Raw genomic sequence first — 23,344 nt, forward strand, 5'->3', positions numbered from 1 at the left:
GCGATGGCCCCATCAACGGGAGGAAATCATGAAACGAATTCTCAGCTTTTCAGCTGCTGTTGCCATGGTTGGCTCGGCTGTATTTGCCGAGCCGGTCGTCGGCGTAAGTTGGTCCAACTTTCAGGAAGAGCGCTGGAAGACAGACGAAGCGGCAATCAAGTCTGCGCTTGAGGCCGGTGGGGCCGAATATATCTCGGCGGACGCCCAGTCGTCCGCGGCCAAGCAGCTGTCGGACATCGAAAGCCTGATCGCACAGGGTGTGGACGCTCTGATCATTCTGGCGCAGGACGCGCAGGCCATCGGTCCGGCCGTACAGGCCGCCGCGGATGAGGGCATTCCCGTCATCGCCTACGACCGCCTGATCGAGGACGATCGCGCCTTCTACCTGACCTTCGACAATGTCGAAGTGGGACGCATGCAGGCGCGCGCCGTGTACGAGGCGATGCCCAAGGGCAACTACGTCATGATCAAGGGTTCGCCTACGGATCCGAACGCGGACTTCTTGCGCGGTGGTCAGCAGGAAATCCTTCAGGCGGCGCTGGACAGCGGTGACATCGTGATCGTCGGTGAAGCCTATACCGATGGCTGGTTGCCCGCCAATGCGCAGCGGAACATGGAACAGATCCTGACCGCCAATGAAAACAAGGTCGATGCGGTTGTCGCGTCGAATGACGGGACCGCAGGTGGCGTTGTCGCGGCGCTGACCGCGCAGGGCATGGAAGGTATCCCAGTGTCGGGTCAGGATGGCGATCACGCCGCGCTGAACCGCGTAGCCTTGGGTACGCAGACCGTTTCCGTCTGGAAGGACGCACGCGAACTGGGCAAGGCCGCCGGCGAGATTGCCGTCGCACTCAGCAGTGGCACCGACCCGTCGGAAATCGACGGAGTGGTCAGCTGGACCTCGCCGGGTGGAACGACGATGAATTCTGTCTTCCTGGCTCCGGTTCCGATCACCAAGGACAATCTGTCGGTTGTTGTGGATGCCGGATGGATCGCGCTGGAAGATCTGTGCCAAGGCGTCGAGAACGGCCCCGCACCCTGCAACTAAACTCCAAAGTCCCCGGCCTGCATGGGCGGGCCGGGGACCCTTGCTGAATATGAAAGATCGGAAATGACCGAAACTTCGTCTCAGCCGATACCTCAGAAAACCAAGCCAAGCCTGTTCCAGCAGCTGGAACTGGACATGCGGCTTTTGGGCATGATCGGCGCATTCGTGATCCTGTGCATCGGGTTCAATATCGTCACTGACGGGCGGTTCCTGACGCCCCGCAACCTGTTCAACCTGTCGATCCAATCGGTTTCGGTGGCGATCATGGCCTGCGGTATGGTGTTCATCATCGTAACCCGGCACATCGACCTGTCCGTTGGCGCTTTGCTGGCGACCACCTCGGCGGTAATGGCCATGACGCAGACCGAGTTGTTGCCGCGCGTGTTGGGGATGGGTCTGGACCATCCCGCCACCTGGATCATCACCATTCTGGTCGGTCTTGCCATCGGAACGCTGATCGGAGCGTTTCATGGCTGGATGGTCGGCTACCTGACCATTCCGGCGTTCATCGTGACTTTGGGTGGCTTTCTGGTCTGGCGCAACGTCGCCTGGTATCTGACAAGCGGGCAGACAATCGGGCCGCTGGACAGTAATTTCATGATGTTCGGGGGAACGAACGGAACGTTGGGAACAACGGCAAGCTGGCTGTTCGGGTTGTTTGCGGCGGCCATTGCGATCTGGGCGCTGTGGGGCAGCCGCCGGGCCAAGGCGGCGCATGGCTTCCCGGTCAAACCCGTCTGGGCCGAGGCAACGCTCGCCGGTATCATTGCCGCAAGCATCCTGGGATATGTGTACATCCTGAACAGCTATGCCATTCCGACGCGCCGGTTGCAGCGTATGTTCGAAGCCCGCGGCGAGACGATGCCCGAGGGCCTGATCGTCGGGTACGGCATCCCGATCTCGGTCCTGATCCTGATCATCGTCGCTGTGACCCTGACGGTCGTGGCCCGCAAAACCCGTTTTGGGCGCTATATCTTCGCGACCGGCGGCAACCCGGACGCAGCCGAGCTGTCGGGTATCAATACCCGCCTGCTGACCGTCAAGATCTTTGCGCTGATGGGCTTCCTGTGTGCGGTTTCGGCAGTGGTCGCCTCGGCGCGGCTGGCCAACCATTCCAACGACATCGGAACACTGGACGAACTGCGAGTGATCGCGGCTGCGGTCATTGGCGGAACCGCCCTGTCCGGCGGGATCGGCACCATCTATGGCGCGATCCTTGGTGCGCTGATCATGCAGGCGCTGCAATCGGGCATGGCCATGGTCGGCGTGGATGCGCCGTTCCAGAACATCGTCGTCGGAAGCGTGCTGGTTCTGGCCGTCTATATCGACATCGTCTATCGCAAGCGATTGGGTGGAAAATGACGCAAGCGCAGGAAACTCAGAAAACGCCGCCGGCATCCGGTCGCGGATCCGGGCAACCACCTCTGGTCGAGATGCGAGACATTTCGATCTCGTTCGGCGGGATCAAGGCCGTCGACCAGGTCTCGGTCGATCTGTATCCCGGCGAGGTGGTGGGATTGCTTGGGCACAACGGGGCTGGCAAATCGACGCTGATCAAGGTCCTGTCCGGAGCCTATCAGATGGACCACGGGCAGATCCTGATCGACGGCAAACCGGTCGAGATCAACAATCCGCGCGACGCGCGGGCCAACAATATCGAGACAATCTACCAGACCTTGGCCTTGGCCGACAATCTGGACGCCACCTCGAACCTGTTCCTGGGACGCGAAATGACTACGCCTTTCGGTCTGGTCAACGACGCGGCAATGGAGGCCGAATGCCGTAAAATCATGGCGCAGCTGAACCCCAACTTTCAGAAGTTCAACGATCCGGTTTCGGCTCTGTCAGGTGGCCAGAGACAGTCGGTGGCCATCGCGCGGGCTGTCTATTTCAACGCCCGCATCCTGATCATGGACGAACCGACCGCCGCCTTGGGCCCGCACGAGACGCAGATGGTGGCCGATCTGATCCACCAGCTCAAGGCGCAGGGGATCGGAATTTTCCTGATCGACCATGATGTCCATGCGGTCATGGATTTGTGCGATCGGGCCTCGGTCATGAAGAACGGCAAGCTGGTCGGCACGGTCGATATCGCGGACGTGACCGACGACGATCTGCTGTCGATGATTATTCTGGGCAAGCAGCCCGGTCAAAACTCGGAATAGGGGGCAGGTATGACAAGCGGTTTCTTCGAGGGTATCGAAAAGGTCCGGTACGAAGGCGTAGACAGTCGGAACCCGCTGGCGTTCCGTCACTATGACCCGGACGAAGTGGTGTTGGGCAAGCGCATGGAGGACCATCTGCGCTTTGCCGTCGCCTGGTGGCACTCTTTCGCATGGGAGGGCGGAGACCCGTTCGGTGGTCCGACCCTTGTCCGCCCGTGGCACCCGCAAGACGACATGGGACGCGCCCGGATGAAGGCCGATGTCGCCTTTGAGATGTTTGAAATACTGGGACAGCCCTATTTCTGCTGGCACGACGCGGATATTCGCCCCGAACAGGGCAGCTTTGCCGAAAACCTGCGCACGCTCGAGGAAATCACCGACTATATCGGTGAAAAGATGCAGGCGTCGGGAACCAAGCTGCTTTGGGGGACCGCCAACATGTTCAGCCATCGCCGCTGGATGGGGGGTGCCAGCACGAACCCTGATCCGAACGTCTTTGCCTTTGCCGCAGCAACCGTGAAATCCTGTATGGATGCGACCCACAAGCTGGGCGGCGAGAACTATGTGTTGTGGGGCGGGCGCGAAGGCTACGAGACGTTGCTGAACACCGATCTGGGGCTGGAACTGGACCATATGGGACGGTTCCTGAACATGGTGGTCGACTACAAGCACAAGATCGGGTTCAAGGGCACCATCCTGGTCGAGCCGAAGCCACAGGAACCCTCCAAGCACCAGTACGACTACGACGCCGCAACCTGCATCGGGTTTCTCAGGAAATACGGGCTGGAAGACGAAGTGAAGCTGAACCTGGAACAGGGCCACGCGATCCTGGCGGGCCACAGCTTTGAACATGAGATCGCCGTGGCGGCGGCCGAGGGTATGCTGGGTTCGATCGACATGAACCGGAACGATTATCAATCTGGATGGGACACCGACCAGTTTCCCAACAACGTGCCCGAAGTCGCGTTGGCCTACTACTACATCCTCAAGGCCGGAGGGTTTTCGACCGGGGGCACGAATTTCGACGCCAAGATCCGCCGCCAGTCGATCGACCCCGAGGATCTTGTCGCGGCGCATGTGGGCGGCATGGACGTCTGTGCCCGCGGGTTGAAGGCCGCCGCCGCGATGATCGAGGATGGCGGGCTTGATGCCGCGTTGACCGACAGATACTCCGGATGGGGCAGCCCGGAGGCGCAATCCATGCTTGCCTCATCGCTGGATGAAATCGCGGCTCGAGTGTTGGCCGAAGGTATCAATCCCGAGCCTCGATCCGGAAGGCAGGAGCGCTTGGAGAACTACGTCAACAGGTTTGTCTGACGGCTAAAGGTTCAACGGTTCCGCGCCCGGAAGCCTAAGACTGGTTCGGTTTAATCAGCCGGTATTCATGACTTAAGACCGACTGTGCACCACCGGGCCATATTCGAATGCGTGTTGTGGGCGCCGGTCCTCCGCGGCGGGTGCCCCCGATCGACCCGCGTGCCTTCTGGCTTCAATCAGATGCCGGGACTACCAGCCCAAGTTCTTTGTCCGATGCCGTCCCGGCATATTTGTCCCGCGGTGGCATTGGCCTCGACTTCCAATGTGGCTCGAACGCAAAGCTCGACACTTTGCGGCCGCCCACCAACGCTCCGTTTCCGGCACCCAATGCATAGTCGTAGTAGAGTTTCACGATTTCGTCTTGTGTCACCTGCCCCGTGGCCTCATGGGCCATGCAGGCGGCTTTCCAGTTTCGGACTCTGTCGTACTCGCCGTTTTGCGGGAGTTCAAAGTCTTCGTAGTATTCCAGAAACCAGAAGCGCTGGAACATCGGTGTGAATACCGCCTCGGCCAACCCGAACTGATCGAACAGAAAAACACCGTTCGGGTTGTGGGTCAGAAGAAAGTCATTGAGGTCACGATAAAGCGCGAGCAGTTTTTCGTTGTGGGCGTCTTTCTGCGCGGGGTCCTGGTTCATCACATAGACGTAGCCGGTCATCGTGAAGGCGCCCTCTTTGGCAATCAGCATCGACTCGACCGCATGCTCGGCAGGGTCGCTGCGCCGCAGCTTTGGCCCTTCGAGCATTTCATCGAGATAGCGCAGGATCACGAGGCTTTCCTTGATGATCTGCCCGTCCGGAGTCTCGAGAACTGGCAGAGCGGTCGTTCCGCGCGTTTTCTTCAGCAGATCTGGATCGCGGGGTTTGGTGATGTCCACGACGCGGAACTCCACCCGGTCCCTCATCCCCCGCAACGCCAGCAGAATTTCAAGCCGCTGTGAAAAGGGACACACGGGAATATGATAGACGATGTGCTGGGTCATGACGTTCAATCCAATGGAGGGCCAGTAAATGACAGGTTGTACTTGGCGGCTACGGCCTCGATGTCCGGCATGTCTTCCAGAATTTTGTACTGGGCCGTTGCCATGGCGTGGAAAAAGCCCTCGAAACCTCCCGGTGTGAGAATGACAAGGTGACGGCTGGGCTCATCACCGATGACCTTGAACGTGTGTTCTTTTCCGCGGGGTATGAAGATGCTTTCGCCCGGGCCGACACGCGTTTCGACACCTTCGACCCAGACTTTGCAGACACCGGTCAAAATCACGAAGACTTCGTCTTCTGCCTGATGGATGTGCCGTGGCGGACCGCTTCCGACCGGCGAAAGGCTGTCTACAATCGACATGGCGCCCCCGGTTTCAGCGGGGTCCAGAATTGTTTTGTAACGAACGCTCTGCCATTCGAGCGTGGCGTCATCAACCAGATGATCATGCATCGCTTCTGTCCTTTGATCCGACATGAAACGAAAGCGCTTTCGGTACCTTACTTGTAGGCGCAAAAAACGGTATCAATCTAACGAAAGTTCATAATACACGGTATTACCGGCATGAATTTCGCAACGCTTGATCTGAACCTGCTCCGTGTTCTTGATGCGATTCTGACGGCGGGGTCCACCACCAAGGCAGGGGAAAGACTTGGGGTCTCGCAATCCGCAGTGTCGAATGCGTTGAACCGCCTGCGGCACGCCTTGGGTGACGATCTGTTTGTGCGGCGGGGAAATCAGCTTGTCCCAACGGATTTTGCGGTTTCGATCAAGGACGGGCTGCGTGAGGAACTCAATCGACTGGAAAGTTTGCTGAGCCACAATGACGATTTCGACCCCAGGCAGGCATCCGAAACTTTCAAGATCGCGGCCAGCGACTTTTTCGCCGAGCTGCTGATGCCTGGTCTTGGGGGTGTTCTGAACCGCAAGGCTCCGAAGATGGTCGCGCAATTGGTGGATCTTGTTCCCGAGAACTATGTCGAGAGTATTGAGCGCTACAATGCTGATCTCGCGTTGATCCCGGATACAGATGCACCGGATTGGATCAGCAGAGAAGTGCTGTTCCGGTCGTCCTTCATGGTCGTCGGCCGCGTTGACAACCCATTCCTTGCACAGATCGAAGACGGCACCGAACTTCCGATGGAAACGTTCTGCGCCTTGTCGCATGTGCTGTTTTCACCCGAGGGCAAACTGGCGGCGATGGGTGATGCGGCTCTGGCGAAAGTTGGTCGGAAAAGGCACGTCGCGATGACCCTTCCGGTGTTTTCAGGGGTGTGCCGAGTGGTCAGTGCAAGCGATCTTGTGGCCTTGGTGCCTTCTCAGCTGGCCAGGAAGTTGGCGCCGGAGTTCGGCCTGAAGGTCCTTGCCCCGCCGTTCGAAATCGAACCCGTCAACATCATAGCTATCTGGCACAGACGATCGGATGCAAATCCGATGGCAAAATGGATGCGGCAACAAGTGTTTGATCTGCTGAAGCCGCTGGACAATAGGTAGCCGGACAAGCGCGGGTTGGGTTTCTATTTGCTGACGATTTCCACGGTATAAGCGCGCCGGGCCGCGGCCGGCGGCGGCGGGAAGGGCGCGGCGGCCCGGACCTGCGCCAGTGCGACCTGATCCAGCCGGGCCGAGCCCGAGCCGCGGGCAACGCTGACCGACGCCAGCGCGCCGTTGTCGGCGATGCGAAGAGCCACCAGAACCGAGCCTTGGATATTCACGCTTTTGCGACGGGCGCGCAAAATCTTGCGCTTGACCAGACCGGCATAGGTGCTGGCCTCGGCATTTCCCTGTTCCTGCGCAGCGCGGTTCGTCCGTTTCGCCGAGGCCGCCCCGGTCACCGCCTTGCCGGTGGCGCTGCCCTTTTTTCGGCTGTCCGCGGCATTGCCGGTCGGGGTGGGTGGTTTTGGAGGCCGGGCCTGTTGAGGCTCGGGTTTTTGCAGGGTCGGCGTATGGGCGTTCTGCCGCTGGGCCGGGGCCTGCGCCTGCACCCTGATGGCCGTCTGCGCGCGCGCACTGTCCGCCGGGGCCTCTGGTGCGGTCCGGGCCGGGGCAACGGGTGACTGCTGCGTTGCCGCCTGGGGCGGGGCCACGGTTCCGGCCGCGTAATCCCGGAACGAGGACCCCAGCGCCGCAGGGGCAACCGCGCCACCGCCTTCGACGAAAACCGCCTCGTCCGTGTCGAATTCGAACAGGGCGGCGGCGTGGGCCGCGGCGGCCAGCACGACCAGCACGGCGGCCATGATGCGGGATTGCGGGATCATGGCAGGCCCCGTTCGGTCACGACGAAGACCCGGTTGGCGCCCAAGGTACGCAGGGCGTCGCTGACCTGTTTCAACCGCACCGCCGGCAAGGCCCGGTCGGGCACCAGCCGCACGGCGTCCAATGGCAGGTCGATCGAGGCGCGCTCGACATAGGCCGCCACATCCGTCAGCTCGGCCCCGCGATATTCCAGCACGCCGTCGGCGCGGATGACCAGTGCATCCGGGGGCTCGCGCCCTTCAAGATCCGCCGTCCGCACCAATTGTACCGACTTGCCCAGAGGCGGCGCCAGCGTGCCTGCGATCATGAAGAAGACCAGCATCAGAAAGACCACGTTGATCAGGGCGATCGTCGGCTCGCGGCCGGGTTTCGTTTTGGGGGTCAGCCGGATCATCCGATGACCTGCGTGCTGAGCCGGGACACGGGCGCAAGGGCGGTCAGCAAGTCGATCAACTGCTGCGAGGTCGCCCCGCCGTCCAGGCTGATCAAGGCCAGCTGGTCGGTTCGGCCGTCGAACCGGGCGGCGACCGCGTCGGGCGCGACTTCGGTGCCGTCGATCAGAATGCGGTCGCGTTCCAGCTTGATGAACCGGATGGACCGCTGGGCCTGCGACCCGCCCGCCGCGGCGGTGGTCAGCTCGATCTCGGCATATTTCGAGAAGGTCGAGGTGAGCATGAAGAACAGCAGCAGCAGAAAGATCACATCGATCAGCGATGTCATCGACAGGCGCCGGCGCCGAATTTTGCGGGTTTCAAGCGCCATGGGCCAGCGCCTCGGACGGCGGGGTGACCGGGCGTGGCGCGGCGGCGTGGCCGGGGGCATACACCGTGCGCAGGGCGCGGTTGGCAAAGACCCGTTCGCGGGTCATGCGCGCCTCGAACCAGGTCAGGACCAGCGAGGTGGGCATGGCCACGGCCAGCCCTGCGGCGGTCGTCATCAACGCAACCCAGATGCCGCCGGCCAGCAGCGCCGGATCCACCGCGTTGCCGGCCGCCTGAAGGGTGCGGAAGGCCTCGATCATACCCAGCACGGTGCCGAACAGCCCCAGCAGCGGCGCAAGCTGCGATACCATGTCCAGCACGTTCAGCCCGCGTTCCAGCCCGGCAAAGCGCGCCTCGGCCTCGGCATCGGCGCGGTCCATCAGTTCCGGCCCGTGCCCCTCCAGCGCCATGGCGACTACCGGCGCCAGATAGCTGCGGCTTCGGTCCAGATGCACCCGCGCGGTGGCCCGGTCGTTGCGGTCCCAGGCTTCGATGGCTTGCGACAGCTCGACATGCCGCCCGACCCCGGCGGCCTTGTACTGCCACAGCTTGTAGAGGATCAGCGCCATGGTCGCGACCGAGGTCGCGATCAGCACCGCCACGACCGGGCCGCCCAGGTCCAGAATCGCGGTCAATCTTTGCAGAAACGCATCCATCGGGTCATCCAATCAATTCGGTTTCAAGGCGGCTGCGCAGCGTCAGGCCGGACAGGCAGGCATCGGCCAGATCACCGGGATAGGCGCAGTCCTGCACCCCGTTGATCAGGATCCGGCTGATCTGATTGCAGGCCAGGCCGTCGAATTTGAACTGGCGCACGCGGGGCCGCCCAGCGGGCAGGTCCTGGAAATCCAGCAGCGTCAGCAGGGCCACTTCGCCCTGCGCGCCGAACAGCACCGTTTCAAAGACGGCGCCGCCGATATCGGCGGGATGGGCGTTTTCGACCACGAAGCTCAGCAGGCAGCCCTGATCCTGGTCCACGGCCGAGCTGAGCTCGATCGTGACGCCACCCGCGCCCTGCGTGTCTGCGGCACTGGCCGACCCCGCCCCCGCGATGGGGGGCAGGGCCAGCAGGACCGCCCGAACAAGGTTTTGCACGGCTTTTGTCATGACGGGTCCTTTCCCTTGTGGGCTCAGAAGGTCTTGGCCAGGGTCAGCTTGAAATTCCGGCCCGGCGAATTGCGGGTCGACAGGTTCGGCTGATAGGCCTTGTCAAATATGTTCTCGATCCCGGCGCGCAGTTCGAATCCTGCCAGCGCCCCCTCTTGCGGCAGATAGGTCGCGCGCAGGGTGTTCACCCCATATCCGGCAACTGGATCGCCCGAGGAATCGAGCCCCGACTTGGCGCCGAAGATCTCCCAGCTGACATCCAGGGTTTCGCCGAACCGCTTGCCCAGGGTGATCCGCGCCGAATCCGTGGGTTCGTTGCGCCACGGCGATCCGATGCCTGCCGCGCTGAATTCGGTGGCGCTGACGATGTTGGCGTTGAAATCGACGTAGAAGCCCGTGGCATGGGCATAGGAGGCTTCGATCTCGACGCCCTCGGTTTCGACCTTGGACAGGGGCTGGGACGGGGTGCCCGACACGTACGAGGTGATGTCCCACAGATCGGTGCTGTAGAAATTGACCTTGGCGCGCAGGGCGTCGCCGGCGGCGAAGATGTCGCCGCGGTCATAGGAAAAGCCGGCCTCCCAGGTGCGGGATTTCTCGGGCTGGGTCATGTAGAGCGGTGTGCCCAGATCGTCGATGATCGGCAGGCTTTCGGTATAGGCCCCGCCCGCGAACACCGCGAAGCCGCTGGCGAATTCGTAACGGGCCGACAGGCCGCCCATCAGCGCGTCGTTGTCATAGCTGGCGTTGAAGGGCGCGGCCGCGTCGCCGTTGCCCTTGATGTCCTGCGTTTCATACCGCAGCGCGGGCGTGACGGTCAGCTGGTCGCCGAACTGGATGTCGTCAACGGCAAACAGCGCGACGCGACGGTCGGTGCCGCCCGGCGCCGATGGGGCGTCCAGCCGCTCGCGCTCGATGAATTCCACCCCGAACCGCAGATCATGCGACGCGGCCCCGGTCTGGAAATACGCGCTGTTCTTGATCGTCAGCTTGGTGGTTTCGTAATTGTGCGTGGCATCGGCCAGCGCCCGGATGCCGGGGAAGAAGGGCGTTCCCTCCAGGCTGGACGAGCCGGGCACATAGCTGCTGTCGATGGCCTGCTCGGAATAGCTGAGATTGACGTCCAGATCGACCAGATCGTTACCGGCCGGCCGGTACTGATAGCGCAGAACGGCGATCCGGGTTTCGATGTCGCGGTCTACGTTGCCAAAGGCGTCCGCCGTCGTGCCGAAGGAATCATAGGGCACGTCGCGCTCTTCCGAGGTGGACTGGTTCCAGGACGCGGTGATCGAATGTTCAAGGTTGTCGCCAAAGCTGTATTTCCCTTTGGCCAGCAGCGACGGCAGGGTAAAGGCGCTGTTGCCGATCGTGTCGCCGTTCCCGTCCTTCTGATCGCTTTGGTCGCGATAGGTATAGTTGAACAGGAATTCGGTCTGCCGGTTGGGTTGCCACGCCAGGATCGACGACGAGGCAAAGCCGTTGCCGTTGGAATACCCCTCGAGCGTCTGGCGGAAGCGGAACCCCGGCTCGCCGCCGGTGAAGTCCGACGCGTCCTTGGTTTCCAGCTGAACCACGCCGCCGACGACGCCCGAGCCGTATTCGAAGGACCCGACCGTGCCGCGGATGACCGAGACGCTTTTGTACAGCTGCGGATCGGTGAACAGCTGGTTGCCGATCCGGTACAGCTCTTCCGCGCCGGTGGTGGCGCCGTCGACCAGGATCAGAACCTTTTGGTCGGTGCCGAAGGTGCCGTTGGCCCCATATCCGCGGATATTGATGCCCGATCCTTGCGGGGTCGAGCCGTTCACCAGGGTGACGCCGGGAACCGAATCGATCAGCTCGGCCACCGTGTTGGCCTGACGGTCGTTGATCTCTTCCTGGTCGATATTCGTGACCGGAACCGCGGTGCCGGTCTGGATCTCGCGTTTGCTTTCGCCCAGTTCCAAGGTCCCGAGGAACCCGTCATCCTGTTCCTGCGCCCAAACCATGGACGCCATCAAACCAAGGCAAGAGGCAGTCCCAAGCAGGCCTGCAATATGAGTACGCGCACGCATTTCTGTCCCTTCGAAACAAGTGTGAGGACCGGAGATGCTTGCAGTTCGCTGGCGCTGGTCAGTTTTTTTTTCTGTTTTTTGGAATCGCCTGTTCGCGGCGACTTGTGCTCGTTAATAAAGGTGACTAAAACAGTCAACATAATTTCGTGCCTGTAATTTCGGCACTGCCAGCAGGGCGCTGTTTGCGATCAGCACCTGGGCCAGCACCCCCTTGGAACCACGAAGAAGACGGGAAACCCGCTATGGAACAGGTGCTTATGGCTCCTCAGGATATTCGTGCTGCCTATGCGCAGAAGACAGGCCAGCGAGACCGCGATTTCGCGGAAACGCTGGGGTTGAGCGAGGGCCAGCTGGTCGCGGCCTTTGCCGGGCAGAGCGTAACGCGGCTGAACCCCGGCCTTGCCGGGCTGTTCGGCCAGTTGGCTGGTTTGGGCGAGGTCATGGCGCTGACGCGTAACCCGTCCTGCGTGATCGAAAAGATCGGGCGATACGACAATTACCACAGCGGCCAGCATGCCGCGATGGTGCTGACCGAAGAGATCGACCTGCGCATGTTCCCCGCGCAATGGCACCATGTCTTTGCCGTCGAGCGGGAAACCGAGGCCGGTCTGCGCCGCTCGATCCAGGTGTTCGATGCGGCCGGGGACGCGGTTCACAAGATCTTCCTGCGCGATGGCTCGGACCTGGGCCACTGGGACAGTTTGGTTCGGACACTGGCCGCCGAGGATCAAGGCCAGACGATGACGGTCGCGCCGCGCAAACCGGCCGAAGCGCCCAAGGCCAATGCCGACAAGGCCGACGCGCTGCGCCGCGAATGGGCCAAGATGACGGACACGCACCAGTTCCTGCGCCTGACCTCGAAGCTCAAGATGAACCGGCTGGGCGCCTATCGCATCGCGGGCGAACCGCTGGCCCGCGCGGTTGATCCCGCGGCGGTCACAGGCCTGTTCGAACAGGTGCGGGACCTGCAGATCGAGGTGATGATCTTCGTCGGCAACCGCGGCTGCATCGAGATCCACGGCGGCCCGGTGCAAAATCTTCAGCAGATGGGGCCGTGGTTCAACGTGCTGGATCCGGGCTTCAACCTGCATCTGCGCAGCGATCACATCGCCGAGGTCTGGGCCGTCGACAAGCCGACCCAGCGCGGCCCGGCGATCTCGGTCGAGGCCTTCGATGCGGACGGCGCCCTGATCCTGCAGACCTTCGGGCGCCGCACCGGCAAGGCCGATCATCGCCCCGCCTGGGATGCGCTGGTGGCGGCGCTGCCCGGCCCGGCCGCTGCCGGAGCGGCATGATGCGGGGCTTGGTGACACTCTGCGCGGCTTTGCTGGTTTCGGCGGCGGCCGCGCAGGCCGAGAGCAAACGCGTGATCGCCATCGGCAGTTCGCTGACCGAGATCGTCCATGCCTTGGGCCAGCAGCACCGGCTGGTCGGCCGTGACCGCAGCTCGACCTGGCCGCCCGAGGCGGCGGATCTGCCCGATGTCGGGTATCGCCGGGCCCTGTCGCCCGAGGGCGTGCTGTCGGTTGCCCCCGACCTGATCCTTGCGCTCGAAGGGTCGGGCCCGCCCGAGACCATCGCTGTGCTGCAAGAGGCCGGCGTGGATTACGTCACCATTGCCGACGAGTTCTCGCGCGATGGCGTCATCGACAAGATCCGCGCCGTGGGGGCCGCGTTGGGGGCCGAGGCCGAGGCCGAAGCCTTGGCGGGCGAAACCGCGCGCCGGCTGGACCGGGCGCTGGCCGAGGCGTCCGCCGCGCAGGACACGCCGGTGAACGTGCTGTTCCTGCTTTCGGCTCGGGGCGGAGAATTTGTCGTCGGCGGGGCCGAGACCCAGGCCGATACCATCATCCGCATGGCCGGAGGCAAAAACGCAGCCGCCGATGTGACGGGTTTCAAGTCGATGACGCCCGAAGCCATGGCCGCCACCGCGCCGGACGTGATCCTGATGATGGAGCGTCAGGGCGGGCCGATCCTCTCGGAGGAAGAGCTGTTCGCGCTGCCCGCGGTCCGGCTGACCCCGGCGGGGCGGAACCGGGCGCTGATCCGGATGCCCGGCGCCTATCTGCTAGGCTTCGGCCCGCGCACCGCCGACGCGGTCATGGATCTGTCGGCCGCATTGCGGGGCGTCGGGGGCTCATGACGCTGGCACTGGACAACGGCGCGCCCCCGTCCGCCGCGGCCCGCAGGTCGCGGGCGGCATGGGTGACCCTGGCTCTGATCGGCCTTCTGGCCGTGACCAGCGTGGCCAGCATTTCGGTCGGCGCGTCCGAGGCCTCGTTGAAGATGGCCGTGTCGGATCTGCTGCATGGCCGGGGCCTGTCGGATCTGAACCGGATCGTGCTGTGGGACATCCGCCTGCCGCGGCTGGCGATGGGCATCCTGGTCGGGGCGGCGCTGGCGGTGTCGGGCGTGGTGATGCAGGGGCTGTTCCGCAACCCGCTGGCGGATCCGGGCATCGTCGGCGTCAGCGCGGGGGCGGGGCTGGGCGCGATCACCGCCATCGTCTTCGGCAACCTTCTGCCCGCCGCCGTTCTGGCCTGGGTCGGCAGTGGCCTGGTCGCGGTTGCCGCCTTTCTGGGCGGCTGGGCGTCGGTCCTGATCCTCTATCGCGTTTCGACGCGTCAGGGGCAGACCTCGGTGGCGACGATGCTGCTGGCCGGCATCGCCCTGGCGGCCCTGTCGGGCGCGGTGTCGGGGGTCATGGTGTACATCGCCGACGATCAGCAGCTGCGCGATCTGACCTTCTGGGGTATGGGGTCGCTGGCCGGCGCGACCTGGACCAAGGTCGCCACCGCCGCGCCCTTGATCCTGGCGTCGATCCTGTGCGCGCAGCGTCTGGCCCGCGCCCTGAACGGCCTGGCCATGGGCGAAGCGGTGGCGCATCACATCGGCATTCCGGTGCAGCGCAGCAAGAACATCGCGATCCTTACAGTGGCCGCCGCCACCGGCGCGGCCGTGGCCGTGTCGGGCGGGATCGGGTTCATCGGCATCGTCGTGCCGCATCTGCTGCGGCTGGGCACCGGCCCCGATCACCATCGGCTGCTGATGAATTCCGCCTTGCTGGGCGCCGCCCTGTTGCTAGCCGCCGACATGATCAGCCGGGTGATCGTGGCCCCGGCCGAACTGCCGATAGGCATCGTCACGGCCATTCTGGGCGCGCCGGTGTTCTTCTGGATCCTGCTGCGCCGCCACGGATCGATGGGAATGTGAATGATGAAAGCTGAAAATGTCAGCGTCCGCATCGGGCGCAAGCAGATCCTGCGCGATGTGGATTTCCTGGCCGAACCCGGAGAGGTCACTGCGATCATCGGGCCCAACGGATCGGGCAAATCCACCTTGCTCGGGGCGCTGTCGGGCGACATCCCGCACACCGGCCGGATCACCTTGAACGGCCAGGACATCGCGGCCCTGCAGCCCTGGGAGCTGGCGGCGATGCGGGGCGTTCTTCCGCAATCCTCGGCGGTCGCCTTTCCCTTCACCGCGCTGGAAGTCGTACGGCTGGGCCTACCCGGTGGCCTGGCCGACGGCGACGACGCCCTACCGTCGCGCGCGCTGGCGCATGTGGATCTTGCGGGGTTCGAGCCGCGCTCGTACCAGAACCTGTCCGGCGGCGAGCAGCAACGCGTGCAGCTTGCGCGCGTTCTGACCCAGGTCTGGAGCGCGGTGCGGCGCGACCGGCCGCGCTGGCTGTTGCTGGACGAACCCGTCGCCAGCCTGGACATCGCGCATCAGTTCACGGTTCTGCGCATCGCGCGCGAATTCGCCGATCAGGGCGGGGGCGTTGTGGTCGTGATGCATGACCTGAACCTGACCGCGTTGTTCGCCGACAAGGTCTGCGTGCTGTCGAACGGAGAGGTCTGGCGCACCGGGGCGGTTTCGGACGTCATGACAGACGAGGTGATGCGGCAGGTCTATGGCATCGATTTACCGGTCAGCACGCTGCCGACAACTGACGTTCCGTTTGTCTTGCCGCAGGCGCTGGTTTGAGGCCCAATCCCCACCGAGCCAAACTGCATGGCAGCCAGATTTCATGCTGCAGGCGTACCAATCCAACGCACGGTCTAACGGGCTTCACCCCGACGCGTGGGACCGTTATTCGGAATTAAGCGAAACCATTTTGAGAGAATTTCGAAACCGTGACCCCGGTTCGAAGTTGCGCTTGATGGGTCAAACGGCAGGTGCTTCACTTTTTAAGGTGCGGGGCGTGTTCACATGCGAAACGCGCTCAATACACCCGAGACGCTGACCCGATCTCGACGATCAGGCCCGTCCGCCTGGTCGCTTCCGATCAACGAGAATCAGCGCCGAAGACGACCAACATGGAGAGATTCAACATGAACAAACTTGCTACGTTACTGGGGGGCGCATCGATGGCGGTCGCTGCCCCGGTTTTTGCTGCCGATATCGTGATCGGTGTGCCGAACTGGGCGTCGGTGAACGCCACCGCGCACATTCTTGAAGTCGTTATCGAAGAAAACCTTGGCCTTGATGTCGAATTGCAGAACGGCACCAATCCCATCGTCTTCGAAGCGATGGATTCCGGTGCGATGCACGTCCACCCGGAAGTCTGGATGCCGAACCAGCAGAACCTGCACGACACCTATGTCAAGCAGAACGGCACAGTCGTGATGAACGAGAACCCGGTTCAGGCCGAGCAGGGTATGTGCGTTCCGACCTACATTGCCGAGGAATATGACATCAAATCCATCGACGACCTGAGCGATCCGGACAAGATGGCCATCTTCGACACTGACGGAAACGGTACCCCCGAGGTTTGGATCGGCGCACCCGGCTGGGCGTCGACCGTGGTCGAGAAGATCCGCGCCAAGTCCTATGGCTATGACCAAATCTTCGAGCTGACCGAGTACGAAGAAACCATCGCCTATGCCAACCTGGCAAACGCGACCAAGGCCGGCGATCCGTGGATCGGGTTCTGCTACAGCCCGCACTACATCTTCGTGACGCAGGATCTGACCGTACTGGAAGAGCCACCGCATGATCCGGCCACCTGGACGATCGTTCAGCCCACCGATGACCCGGACTGGCTGGATAAGTCCGAGGCCTCGACCGCGTGGAACGGGGCAACTCTGCACCTGCACTACGCCAAAGAGCTTGAGGAAAATCACCCCGAGGTCGCGGCCCTGTTCCGCAACTACCAGATGCAGGGTGATGATCTGAGCGCGATGGGCAAGGCGCTGGCCGTGGACAACATGGAAGCAGCCGATTTCGCCCGCCAGTGGGTGGCTGAAAACGAAGACACCGTTATCGGCTGGCTGACGAACTAAATCACAAACGCATGGGGCCGTCGCGACTGATCGCGGCGGCCCTTTGCCTGTTTGCCGGGATGCAACCCCGTAGATGAGGGGCAAATGGACGAACCTGTCGTAAAACTAGAAAATGTCTGGAAAATTTTCGGCGCACGGGCCGAAGAAGCCATGGCCGCGGTCCGGAATGAAGGTATTGGAAAACCTGAAGTTCTTGAAAGATTCAATTGCGTGGTCGGTGTTCAAGGCGCCACGTTCGAAGTGCCGCGCGGCGAGATTTTTTGCATCATGGGCCTGTCGGGTTCGGGCAAATCGACCCTCGTGCGCCATGTTAATCGCCTGATCGAGCCCACGGCCGGAAAGATCGAGATCATGGGGCAGGACGTGTCCAAGATCTCCGAGTCCGAATTGCGTCGTATTCGCGCCCAGCAGATCGGGATGGTGTTCCAGCACATGGCGCTGATGCCGCACCGCTCGGTGCGCGACAACGTGGCCTATCCGCTTGAGATCCGCAAAGTCTCGAAATCCAAGCGCTGGGCGGTGTCCGATCACGCGCTGGGACTGGTGGACCTGACCGGCTACGAGGACCGGCTGCCCAAGGAACTGTCCGGCGGGATGCAGCAGCGCGTGGGCATTGCGCGCGCGCTGGCCTCGGACCCGGAAATCCTGTTGATGGATGAACCATTCTCGGCACTGGACCCGCTGATCCGGCTGCAATTGCAGGATCAGTTCAAGGCGCTGGTTGCGCAGCTGAAAAAAACCACTCTGTTCATCACACATGACCTGGACGAGGCCATTCGCATCGGCCACCGCATCGCCATCATGAAGGACGGTGTGATCGTCCAGATCGGCACGCCCGAGGACATCGTGATGAACCCGGCCGACGACTACGTGCGCGAGTTCGTGCAGGGCATATCCAAACTCAAACTGGTCAAGGCGCATTCGATCATGGAGCCGCTGGACAGTTATTCCGGCCCGCTGGATGGCGCGCCGCGTGCCGATGAGGGCGCAGACCTCGACCAGCTGATCGACCTGGCCGTGAACACCGAGCTTCCGGTGGTGATCACCGATGGCGGTCAGGATGTCGGCGTCGTGACCAAACCACGCCTGTTGCGCGGAATTCAGGGGGGCAAAAATGACTGATGCAACCACGGAATTGAAAGTCACGGCCGCCTCCGACATCGAGGTGGACCGCGAGGCGCTGGATCGGTCGATCCACGAATTCGCCGGCCCCAACGGTGACTATTACGTCAACGCCTTTCATAAAATCCACGACGCGACCAGTCCGATCCCGAATACGTTCAACCTGTGGGCGGCGGTGCTGGGGCCGTTCTGGTCCGCCTCGCGGGCGATCTGGGGAATGTTCTGGACCTTCCTGATCCTTGAGATCATCGCCTGGGTGCAGATCGGTCGCGGTGCCTGGGGTAACCCGGGGGCCGATCTGGCCGAACGCGCGGCCCGTCAGCAGGAACGCGCAAATGAGCTGCTGGCCCGCGCGGCGGATGCAACCGAGAAGGCAGACATAGACCGGTTCAACAAACTGGCCGCGAATATCCAGAAAGCGGCTGACAGCAGCCTTGAGAAAGCGCAGCTGGCACAGTCCGAAGCCCTGGGGATCATGGTCACCGGGCTTCTGATGCTGCTGGTTTTCAAGCTGGTTCAGGGGTTCTACGCTGACCGGGTGTACGAAAAACAGTACTCGAACTGGCGGATCAACCCCGACAACACCGAAAGCGGCCGCTCGACTCGGAACACGGTTCTGGGGGCAGTTCTGATCGCTGCGATCGGACCGCTGATCGTTTACAAATTCACGGTGAATGCCTCGCTTCCGCTGCTGGATGCCTTCCCCGAGAAACAAGTCTCCGAGATGATACTCGGGCCTGATCAGGGAACACTGTTCTCGGTCGTGGCCAGTTGGATGGAGGCCCGGATCGACGCCGCAGCCGCCGCGGGCGGAGACATTTTCGACGGGATCGTTGCCGGTGTGCGCTCGGTTCTGGACGGGCTGACCGTGGCCCTGATCGGGTCGCCCTGGCCGGTGGTCATGCTGGTGATCTGCGTGACCGCGTGGCGCGCGGCGGGTCCGCGCGTGGCGATCTTCACCGCCGCGTCGTTGGCCTATATCGCGCTGCTGGGCTATTGGGACGTGGCGATGGAGACGGTGGCTTTGGTGGGCGCGGCCGTGCTGCTGTGCGTCACCTTCGGCATTCCGCTGGGCATCTGGTTCGGCAAATCCAAACGCGCCTATCGCGCGGCCGAGCCTGTGCTGGACCTGATGCAAACCCTGCCGGCCTTCGTCTACCTGATCCCGATCATCGCCTTCTTTGGCACCGGCAACCCGCCGGGCATCCTTGCTACGATCATCTTCGGCATGCCGCCGGTGATCCGCCTGACGGCGCTGGGCATGCGCGGGGTGCCGGAAAGCATCAAAGAGGCCGCCGTGGCCTTTGGCGCCTCGAAATGGCAGTTGCTGAAGGACGTGGAAATCCCGCTGGCGCTGCCGTCGATCATGACCGGCGTGAACCAGACCATCCTGATGTGTCTGTCGATGGTCGTGATCATCTCGCTGATCGGCGGCGGGGGTCTGGGCAAGGAAATCCTTGAGGCGCTGCAATACGCGGCCAAGGGGCCGGGCCTGCTGGGTGGCTTTGCGATCCTGTTCCTGGCCATGGTCATGGATCGCATCGTTCAGGGCGCCTTCCGACGCGAAGACGAAAAGATCTGACGCGACAGCCGCCCCCCGGGTCACCCGTGGGGGCGGTTTCATTTAAGGGCGGGGAGACATGATGGCGGACCGCTACGAACAATCCATGATGGACAACCTGTACTGGTGGGGCGTGCCCACCCTGTTCCGGTGCCCCCATGTGGGGCCGCAGGACCAGGATATCGCCCTTGTGGGCGTGCCGCACTCTGCCGGCAACGGCACCACCGAGCGCGACCAGCATCTGGGCCCGCGTGCGCTGCGTCATGTCTCGGCCGTGCAGCGCCGGGTGCATTCGCTGTTCCAGATCGATCCGTGGTCGAGCGCGCGCATCGCCGATGTGGGCGACGTGCCGTTCCCGCGCGCCAACGACAACGAAGACTGCATCGAGCGTATCACCGCCTTCTACCGTGACATCGACGCCGCCGGGGCGCGGCCCGTTTCGGTGGGCGGCGATCACTCGATCACGGGCGGGATCGTACAGGCGCTGGGCCGAGGCGAACTGGCGGGCGGGCAACCGATCAGCTTTTTGCATCTGGACGCGCATACGGATGTGTTCACCAAGGTCGATCATTTCCTGGGGGCCAAGAAGTCGGCCGCGCATTGGGGGGCCTACCTGGCCGATCAGGGGCAGGTGGACCCGACCCGGTCGATGCAGATCGGGTTGCGGGGGCATCCGCGCAGCCTGGACTGGCTGCAGCCTTCATATGACTATGGCTACAACATCGTCACCATGCGCGAGTTCCGCCAGCGTGGCTTGGCCGATGTTGTCGCCCAAACGCGCGAGGTCCTGGGCGACCGGCCGGTCTACATCACCTTCGATCTCGACTGCCTTGACCCGACCATCGCGCCGGGCGTGTCGAACCTGGAACCCGGCGAAAAGGGTTTTGACATCGACGAGGCCGTGGGCATTCTGCATGCCGTGCGGGGGCTGAACATCGTCGGCGGCGATGTGGTCTGCATGATGCCGACCAAGGACAGCCCCAACAACATCACTGCGCTGACGGCGGCGGCGGTGATGTTCGAGATGATCTCGATGATCGCCGAGAACGTCGCGCGGGCCTAGCGCCGCGCGTCGATCGCCTGAGCCAGCACGCACAGCAGCTCGAACATCAGCGAAATGCCCAGCCATGCGGTACCGCCCGCCGGGTCGAAGGGCGGCGAGACCTCGACCAGATCCGCGCCGACAAGGTTCAGACCTTCCAGCTTGCGGATGACCTGCTGGGCCTGAAAGCTGTTGGGGCCGCCGATCTCGGGCGTGCCGGTGCCGGGGGCATGGGTGGGGTCCACGAAATCGATGTCATAGGTACAATAGCAGGGCGCGTCGCCGACGATCGCGCGGACCTCGGCCATGACATCGTCGATGCCGCGGTCGAACAACTCTTCGATGCGGATGATGCGGATGCCTTGCGCCTCGCCCCATTCGATATCCTCGGTGTTGTAGGCGGTGCCGCGAATGCCCACCTGCGCGAAGCGTTCGGGATCGACCAATCCTTCCTCGACCGCGCGGCGGAACGGGGTGCCGTGGGTGTATTTGTGCCCGCCGAAATAGCTGTCGAACAGGTCGGTATGGCTGTCGAACTGGATCAGCCCCAGCGGGCCGTCGCTGGCCAGCGCCCGCAGGACGGGCAGGGTGGTCAGGTGATCGCCGCCCGCCGTCAGGGGCACGATGCCGCGCAGCATCAGGTCGGTGTAGAAGCGGGTGACGCGGTCCAGCGTATCCTCGATATCCACCGGGTTGGGCGGCACGTCGCCCAGGTCGGCACAGTTGACCAGTTCGAACGGGGCAACACCGGTCACCGGGTTCATGGCGCGGATCATGGTGGACTGGTCGCGCAACTGCCGCGGCCCATGCCGCGCGCCGGGCCGGTTGGTGGTGCCCCCATCCCAGGGGATGCCGACCAGCCCAAGCTCGACCAGATCCATCCGGTCGTCGTCCGAGGTCAGGGCCGGCAGGCGCATGAAGGTGGGGACACCGGCAAAGCGGGCCAGTTCCATCGCCGAGACGGGTTGAAAGAACGCATTTGCCATGGGGCCCCCTGTGTCGTGGTTTGCCCGAGCCTAGCGCCAAGCCCGCGTCAAAAACACCCGGTCCGCGACACAACGGCGTCGGATCAGGACAGAATCCGGAAATTGGCGCGGATCTCGGCCTCTTGTTCGGGGCTGAGGTATTGCGGGTGATGCGTGCGCAGGATTTTACGCGCGCGGTCGCGGGCGGTTGACCAGGCATCGCGGGCGCCGCTGTCCTGCCAGCTGCGCGGCTCGGCCCGGTCGGCAAGGGCGGGGTAGAAATAGTCGCGCTCCATCGCTGCATGGGTGTGGGCGCTGCCCAAGAAATGGCCCTCGCCCAGAACCGACTGGCAGATCGCGTCAAAGCCCAGGTTTTCTTCGGTCACCTCGATCCCGCGCAGGGCGCGATAGGTGTGCGAATGCATCTCGTCATCCAGAACGAACCCCTCGAAACTGACCCCCAGCAGCGAGGCCGTCATGCCCGAGCTTTCGTAGATCAGGTTGCCCCCGGCCAGCGCGGCGGCCAGCGAGGTGATGCCCTTTTCGGCGCCGTATTGCGCGTCGATGGCCTTGGCATCGGTCATCGAACAGGCCACGCCCGAGGGCAGCCCCAACCAGTTGGTAATCTGGGCCGAGGCCGCGTTCAGCACGGCGGTTTCGCCACTGCCGCCCGAAAACGCGCCGGTGCGCAGATCGATGATGAAGGGCCAGTTGGAAAACACCATGGGAAAGCCCGGCCGGATCGCGTTGACCATGACCAGGCTGGCCAGGGTTTCGGCCAGCGACTGGGCCAGAAACCCGGCCATGGTTGCGGGCGCGGTCGCCCCGGCTTGGGCTGCGGTGATGCAGGACATGGGGATGTTGTGCGCGATGCATTCATAGACCACGTCCACCGCATCTTCGCCGTACCGCAAGGGCGAGATCACCGGGCTGATATGCGCCTTCAGAAACGGGCGTTCCGCAAAGGCGCCCTGGCCTCCGGCGGCGATATCCAGCATCCGCACGATGGGCGCGACATGTTCAGCCAGCGTGAACGAGGTTGCCACCGGTTTGGTGGTATTCCGGATCAGCGCATACGCTGTATTCACGTCCAGATCGAAATTGTCCGGCACGTCGGTGGCGACGCAGCATCGGGTGAACCAGCTGACATTGGCCAGCGTGTCCTGAAGGCGGGTGAAATCATGCAGATCGGCCAGCGTCGACGGGCGATAGAGCCCGCTGTCCAGGTCCAGCGTCTGGACCGCTGCTCCGCCGGTGCCTAAATGCACGCGGTCGCCGCCCACCTCGATCGACCGGGCCGGGTCGCGCCCGTGCAGGGTAAACCGTTTGGCAGCCTGCCGGACCGCGCCTTCGACCATCGTGCGGGGAAAGACCAGCCGTCCCGGCGGGCCGGGCCGCGCGCCGGCGGCGATCAGGTCTTGTGCCAAACGGTCGGGCACCTCGCCCATGCCCAGCCTTTCCAGCAGGCGCAGGGCGGTGTCGTGGATCGCCGCGATCTCGGGCAAGGTCAGGGGTTTGTACTGCCCACCGGTCTGGCCGGGCGGGCAGGGGTCAAAGGCCGGTTTGGCCGCCCGTTGCGCCAGCCTGGCCCGCCGCCCGCCGCGTTTGCCCTGTTCTGGCATCTTCGAAGGCTCCTGATCCGATCCTGCCATGCAGAGTACGCGGCAACGCGGGGTGCGG

General features: G+C 63.2%; 23 protein-coding genes. 13 read left to right on the plus strand and 10 right to left on the minus strand.

The features are described 5' to 3' along the window. Nucleotides 1–28 precede the first annotated feature (28 nt). From xylF to xylA, 4 genes are all read left to right on the plus strand, one after another. On the plus strand, nucleotides 29–1,048 hold the full coding sequence (gene xylF / locus ACR0CU_RS00230; protein WP_170340192.1) for a D-xylose ABC transporter substrate-binding protein: 1,020 nt from the start codon (nucleotides 29–31) through the stop codon (nucleotides 1,046–1,048). A gap of 63 nt (nucleotides 1,049–1,111) precedes the next feature. Beyond that, entirely contained in the window at nucleotides 1,112–2,410 is a 1,299-nt protein-coding gene (locus ACR0CU_RS00235) for a sugar ABC transporter permease (protein ID WP_170340195.1), read from the plus strand. A 71-nt stretch (nucleotides 2,411–2,481) separates the two neighbouring features. After that, nucleotides 2,482–3,213 (plus strand): ATP-binding cassette domain-containing protein, encoded by a 732-nt coding sequence (locus ACR0CU_RS00240; RefSeq protein WP_093965003.1) that lies wholly within the window; start codon nucleotides 2,482–2,484, stop codon nucleotides 3,211–3,213. 9 nt (nucleotides 3,214–3,222) lie between these two features. Continuing rightward, on the plus strand, nucleotides 3,223–4,530 hold the full coding sequence (xylA, locus tag ACR0CU_RS00245; RefSeq protein WP_170444194.1) for a xylose isomerase: 1,308 nt from the start codon (nucleotides 3,223–3,225) through the stop codon (nucleotides 4,528–4,530). A gap of 172 nt (nucleotides 4,531–4,702) precedes the next feature. On the opposite strand, the gene ACR0CU_RS00250 is transcribed toward xylA, so the two are convergent. Continuing rightward, nucleotides 4,703–5,512 (minus strand): glutathione S-transferase family protein, encoded by an 810-nt coding sequence (locus ACR0CU_RS00250; protein WP_170356975.1) that lies wholly within the window; start codon nucleotides 5,510–5,512, stop codon nucleotides 4,703–4,705. A 5-nt stretch (nucleotides 5,513–5,517) separates the two neighbouring features. After that, complete coding sequence (locus tag ACR0CU_RS00255; protein WP_170444197.1) at nucleotides 5,518–5,961, minus strand: cupin domain-containing protein; 444 nt, start codon at nucleotides 5,959–5,961, stop codon at nucleotides 5,518–5,520. A gap of 111 nt (nucleotides 5,962–6,072) precedes the next feature. On the opposite strand from ACR0CU_RS00255, the gene ACR0CU_RS00260 reads away from it, so the two are divergent. Further along, a complete protein-coding gene (locus tag ACR0CU_RS00260) occupies nucleotides 6,073–7,002 on the plus strand; it encodes a LysR family transcriptional regulator (protein WP_170444200.1) in 930 nt (309 codons plus the stop codon). A 23-nt stretch (nucleotides 7,003–7,025) separates the two neighbouring features. Here ACR0CU_RS00260 and ACR0CU_RS00265 read toward each other — a convergent pair whose 3' ends face one another. The 6 genes from ACR0CU_RS00265 to ACR0CU_RS00290 are packed head-to-tail and all read right to left on the minus strand — an operon-like array spanning nucleotide 7,026 to nucleotide 11,629. Continuing rightward, entirely contained in the window at nucleotides 7,026–7,766 is a 741-nt protein-coding gene (locus ACR0CU_RS00265; protein ID WP_170444205.1) for an energy transducer TonB, read from the minus strand. Then, the gene (locus ACR0CU_RS00270) at nucleotides 7,763–8,158 is read right to left on the minus strand and encodes an ExbD/TolR family protein (RefSeq protein ID WP_170444208.1); all 396 of its coding nucleotides are present in this window, start codon (nucleotides 8,156–8,158) and stop codon (nucleotides 7,763–7,765) included. The genes ACR0CU_RS00265 and ACR0CU_RS00270 overlap by 4 nt, the downstream gene beginning before the upstream one ends. Beyond that, complete coding sequence (locus ACR0CU_RS00275) at nucleotides 8,155–8,484, minus strand: biopolymer transporter ExbD (protein WP_170444211.1); 330 nt, start codon at nucleotides 8,482–8,484, stop codon at nucleotides 8,155–8,157. Before ACR0CU_RS00275 ends, ACR0CU_RS00270 begins: the two co-directional genes overlap by 4 nt. A gap of 31 nt (nucleotides 8,485–8,515) precedes the next feature. After that, the gene (locus ACR0CU_RS00280; protein WP_170444214.1) at nucleotides 8,516–9,181 is read right to left on the minus strand and encodes a MotA/TolQ/ExbB proton channel family protein; all 666 of its coding nucleotides are present in this window, start codon (nucleotides 9,179–9,181) and stop codon (nucleotides 8,516–8,518) included. Nucleotides 9,182–9,185: 4 nt separating this feature from the next. Beyond that, complete coding sequence (locus tag ACR0CU_RS00285) at nucleotides 9,186–9,632, minus strand: hypothetical protein (RefSeq protein WP_217356747.1); 447 nt, start codon at nucleotides 9,630–9,632, stop codon at nucleotides 9,186–9,188. A gap of 23 nt (nucleotides 9,633–9,655) precedes the next feature. After that, a complete protein-coding gene (locus ACR0CU_RS00290; protein ID WP_480642212.1) occupies nucleotides 9,656–11,629 on the minus strand; it encodes a TonB-dependent receptor domain-containing protein in 1,974 nt (657 codons plus the stop codon). 299 nt (nucleotides 11,630–11,928) lie between these two features. Between ACR0CU_RS00290 and ACR0CU_RS00295 the strand changes: the two genes are divergently transcribed. From ACR0CU_RS00295 to ACR0CU_RS00330, 8 genes are all read left to right on the plus strand, one after another. Beyond that, complete coding sequence (locus ACR0CU_RS00295) at nucleotides 11,929–12,981, plus strand: hemin-degrading factor (protein ID WP_170444220.1); 1,053 nt, start codon at nucleotides 11,929–11,931, stop codon at nucleotides 12,979–12,981. Next, nucleotides 12,981–13,829, plus strand: coding sequence for a heme/hemin ABC transporter substrate-binding protein (locus ACR0CU_RS00300; RefSeq protein ID WP_254437512.1), 849 nt, complete (start codon nucleotides 12,981–12,983; stop codon nucleotides 13,827–13,829). Before ACR0CU_RS00295 ends, ACR0CU_RS00300 begins: the two co-directional genes overlap by 1 nt. After that, complete coding sequence (locus ACR0CU_RS00305) at nucleotides 13,826–14,899, plus strand: FecCD family ABC transporter permease (RefSeq protein ID WP_170444227.1); 1,074 nt, start codon at nucleotides 13,826–13,828, stop codon at nucleotides 14,897–14,899. Before ACR0CU_RS00300 ends, ACR0CU_RS00305 begins: the two co-directional genes overlap by 4 nt. Then, nucleotides 14,900–15,676 carry a heme ABC transporter ATP-binding protein gene (locus ACR0CU_RS00310; RefSeq protein WP_170444230.1) on the plus strand — a complete coding sequence of 259 codons (777 nt, stop codon included), beginning with the start codon at nucleotides 14,900–14,902 and terminating at the stop codon, nucleotides 15,674–15,676. 347 nt (nucleotides 15,677–16,023) lie between these two features. After that, nucleotides 16,024–16,974: an ABC transporter substrate-binding protein gene (locus tag ACR0CU_RS00315; protein ID WP_170356986.1), complete on the plus strand. Its 951-nt coding sequence runs from the start codon at nucleotides 16,024–16,026 to the stop codon at nucleotides 16,972–16,974. A gap of 84 nt (nucleotides 16,975–17,058) precedes the next feature. Further along, nucleotides 17,059–18,096 (plus strand): quaternary amine ABC transporter ATP-binding protein, encoded by a 1,038-nt coding sequence (locus tag ACR0CU_RS00320; RefSeq protein WP_170339611.1) that lies wholly within the window; start codon nucleotides 17,059–17,061, stop codon nucleotides 18,094–18,096. Then, on the plus strand, nucleotides 18,089–19,678 hold the full coding sequence (locus ACR0CU_RS00325) for an ABC transporter permease (RefSeq protein WP_093964482.1): 1,590 nt from the start codon (nucleotides 18,089–18,091) through the stop codon (nucleotides 19,676–19,678). The genes ACR0CU_RS00320 and ACR0CU_RS00325 overlap by 8 nt, the downstream gene beginning before the upstream one ends. A 61-nt stretch (nucleotides 19,679–19,739) precedes the next feature. After that, a complete protein-coding gene (locus ACR0CU_RS00330) occupies nucleotides 19,740–20,720 on the plus strand; it encodes an arginase family protein (RefSeq protein ID WP_170444233.1) in 981 nt (326 codons plus the stop codon). Here ACR0CU_RS00330 and ACR0CU_RS00335 read toward each other — a convergent pair. Further along, a complete protein-coding gene (locus ACR0CU_RS00335) occupies nucleotides 20,717–21,685 on the minus strand; it encodes an agmatinase (protein ID WP_170444236.1) in 969 nt (322 codons plus the stop codon). The two genes, ACR0CU_RS00330 and ACR0CU_RS00335, sit on opposite strands and share 4 nt — an antisense overlap. Before the next feature lie 83 nt (nucleotides 21,686–21,768). Beyond that, nucleotides 21,769–23,316, minus strand: coding sequence for a trimethylamine methyltransferase family protein (locus ACR0CU_RS00340; RefSeq protein WP_437436484.1), 1,548 nt, complete (start codon nucleotides 23,314–23,316; stop codon nucleotides 21,769–21,771). Nucleotides 23,317–23,344 lie beyond the last annotated feature (28 nt).

The sequence above is a fragment of the Ruegeria sp. BC2 genome (assembly GCF_056539245.1).

Bases quoted from the DNA above. Each gene is read 5' to 3' on its own strand.
- ACR0CU_RS00235 (WP_170340195.1), top strand. From the start codon at position 1,112: ATGACCGAAACTTCGTCTCAGCCGATACCTCAGAAAACCAAGCCAAGC.
- ACR0CU_RS00335 (WP_170444236.1), bottom strand. From the start codon at position 21,685: ATGGCAAATGCGTTCTTTCAACCCGTCTCGGCGATGGAACTGGCCCGC.
- ACR0CU_RS00315 (WP_170356986.1), top strand. From the start codon at position 16,024: ATGAACAAACTTGCTACGTTACTGGGGGGCGCATCGATGGCGGTCGCT.
- ACR0CU_RS00325 (WP_093964482.1), top strand. From the start codon at position 18,089: ATGACTGATGCAACCACGGAATTGAAAGTCACGGCCGCCTCCGACATC.
- ACR0CU_RS00330 (WP_170444233.1), top strand. From the start codon at position 19,740: ATGGCGGACCGCTACGAACAATCCATGATGGACAACCTGTACTGGTGG.
- ACR0CU_RS00290 (WP_480642212.1), bottom strand. From the start codon at position 11,629: ATGGCGTCCATGGTTTGGGCGCAGGAACAGGATGACGGGTTCCTCGGG.
- ACR0CU_RS00300 (WP_254437512.1), top strand. From the start codon at position 12,981: ATGCGGGGCTTGGTGACACTCTGCGCGGCTTTGCTGGTTTCGGCGGCG.
- ACR0CU_RS00260 (WP_170444200.1), top strand. From the start codon at position 6,073: ATGAATTTCGCAACGCTTGATCTGAACCTGCTCCGTGTTCTTGATGCG.
- ACR0CU_RS00285 (WP_217356747.1), bottom strand. From the start codon at position 9,632: ATGACAAAAGCCGTGCAAAACCTTGTTCGGGCGGTCCTGCTGGCCCTG.
- ACR0CU_RS00310 (WP_170444230.1), top strand. From the start codon at position 14,900: ATGATGAAAGCTGAAAATGTCAGCGTCCGCATCGGGCGCAAGCAGATC.
- ACR0CU_RS00275 (WP_170444211.1), bottom strand. From the start codon at position 8,484: ATGACATCGCTGATCGATGTGATCTTTCTGCTGCTGCTGTTCTTCATG.
- ACR0CU_RS00280 (WP_170444214.1), bottom strand. From the start codon at position 9,181: ATGGATGCGTTTCTGCAAAGATTGACCGCGATTCTGGACCTGGGCGGC.
- ACR0CU_RS00340 (WP_437436484.1), bottom strand. From the start codon at position 23,316: ATGGCAGGATCGGATCAGGAGCCTTCGAAGATGCCAGAACAGGGCAAA.
- ACR0CU_RS00265 (WP_170444205.1), bottom strand. From the start codon at position 7,766: ATGATCCCGCAATCCCGCATCATGGCCGCCGTGCTGGTCGTGCTGGCC.
- ACR0CU_RS00320 (WP_170339611.1), top strand. From the start codon at position 17,059: ATGGACGAACCTGTCGTAAAACTAGAAAATGTCTGGAAAATTTTCGGC.
- ACR0CU_RS00255 (WP_170444197.1), bottom strand. From the start codon at position 5,961: ATGCATGATCATCTGGTTGATGACGCCACGCTCGAATGGCAGAGCGTT.
- ACR0CU_RS00240 (WP_093965003.1), top strand. From the start codon at position 2,482: ATGCGAGACATTTCGATCTCGTTCGGCGGGATCAAGGCCGTCGACCAG.
- ACR0CU_RS00270 (WP_170444208.1), bottom strand. From the start codon at position 8,158: ATGATCCGGCTGACCCCCAAAACGAAACCCGGCCGCGAGCCGACGATC.
- ACR0CU_RS00305 (WP_170444227.1), top strand. From the start codon at position 13,826: ATGACGCTGGCACTGGACAACGGCGCGCCCCCGTCCGCCGCGGCCCGC.
- xylA (WP_170444194.1), top strand. From the start codon at position 3,223: ATGACAAGCGGTTTCTTCGAGGGTATCGAAAAGGTCCGGTACGAAGGC.
- ACR0CU_RS00295 (WP_170444220.1), top strand. From the start codon at position 11,929: ATGGAACAGGTGCTTATGGCTCCTCAGGATATTCGTGCTGCCTATGCG.
- ACR0CU_RS00250 (WP_170356975.1), bottom strand. From the start codon at position 5,512: ATGACCCAGCACATCGTCTATCATATTCCCGTGTGTCCCTTTTCACAG.
- xylF (WP_170340192.1), top strand. From the start codon at position 29: ATGAAACGAATTCTCAGCTTTTCAGCTGCTGTTGCCATGGTTGGCTCG.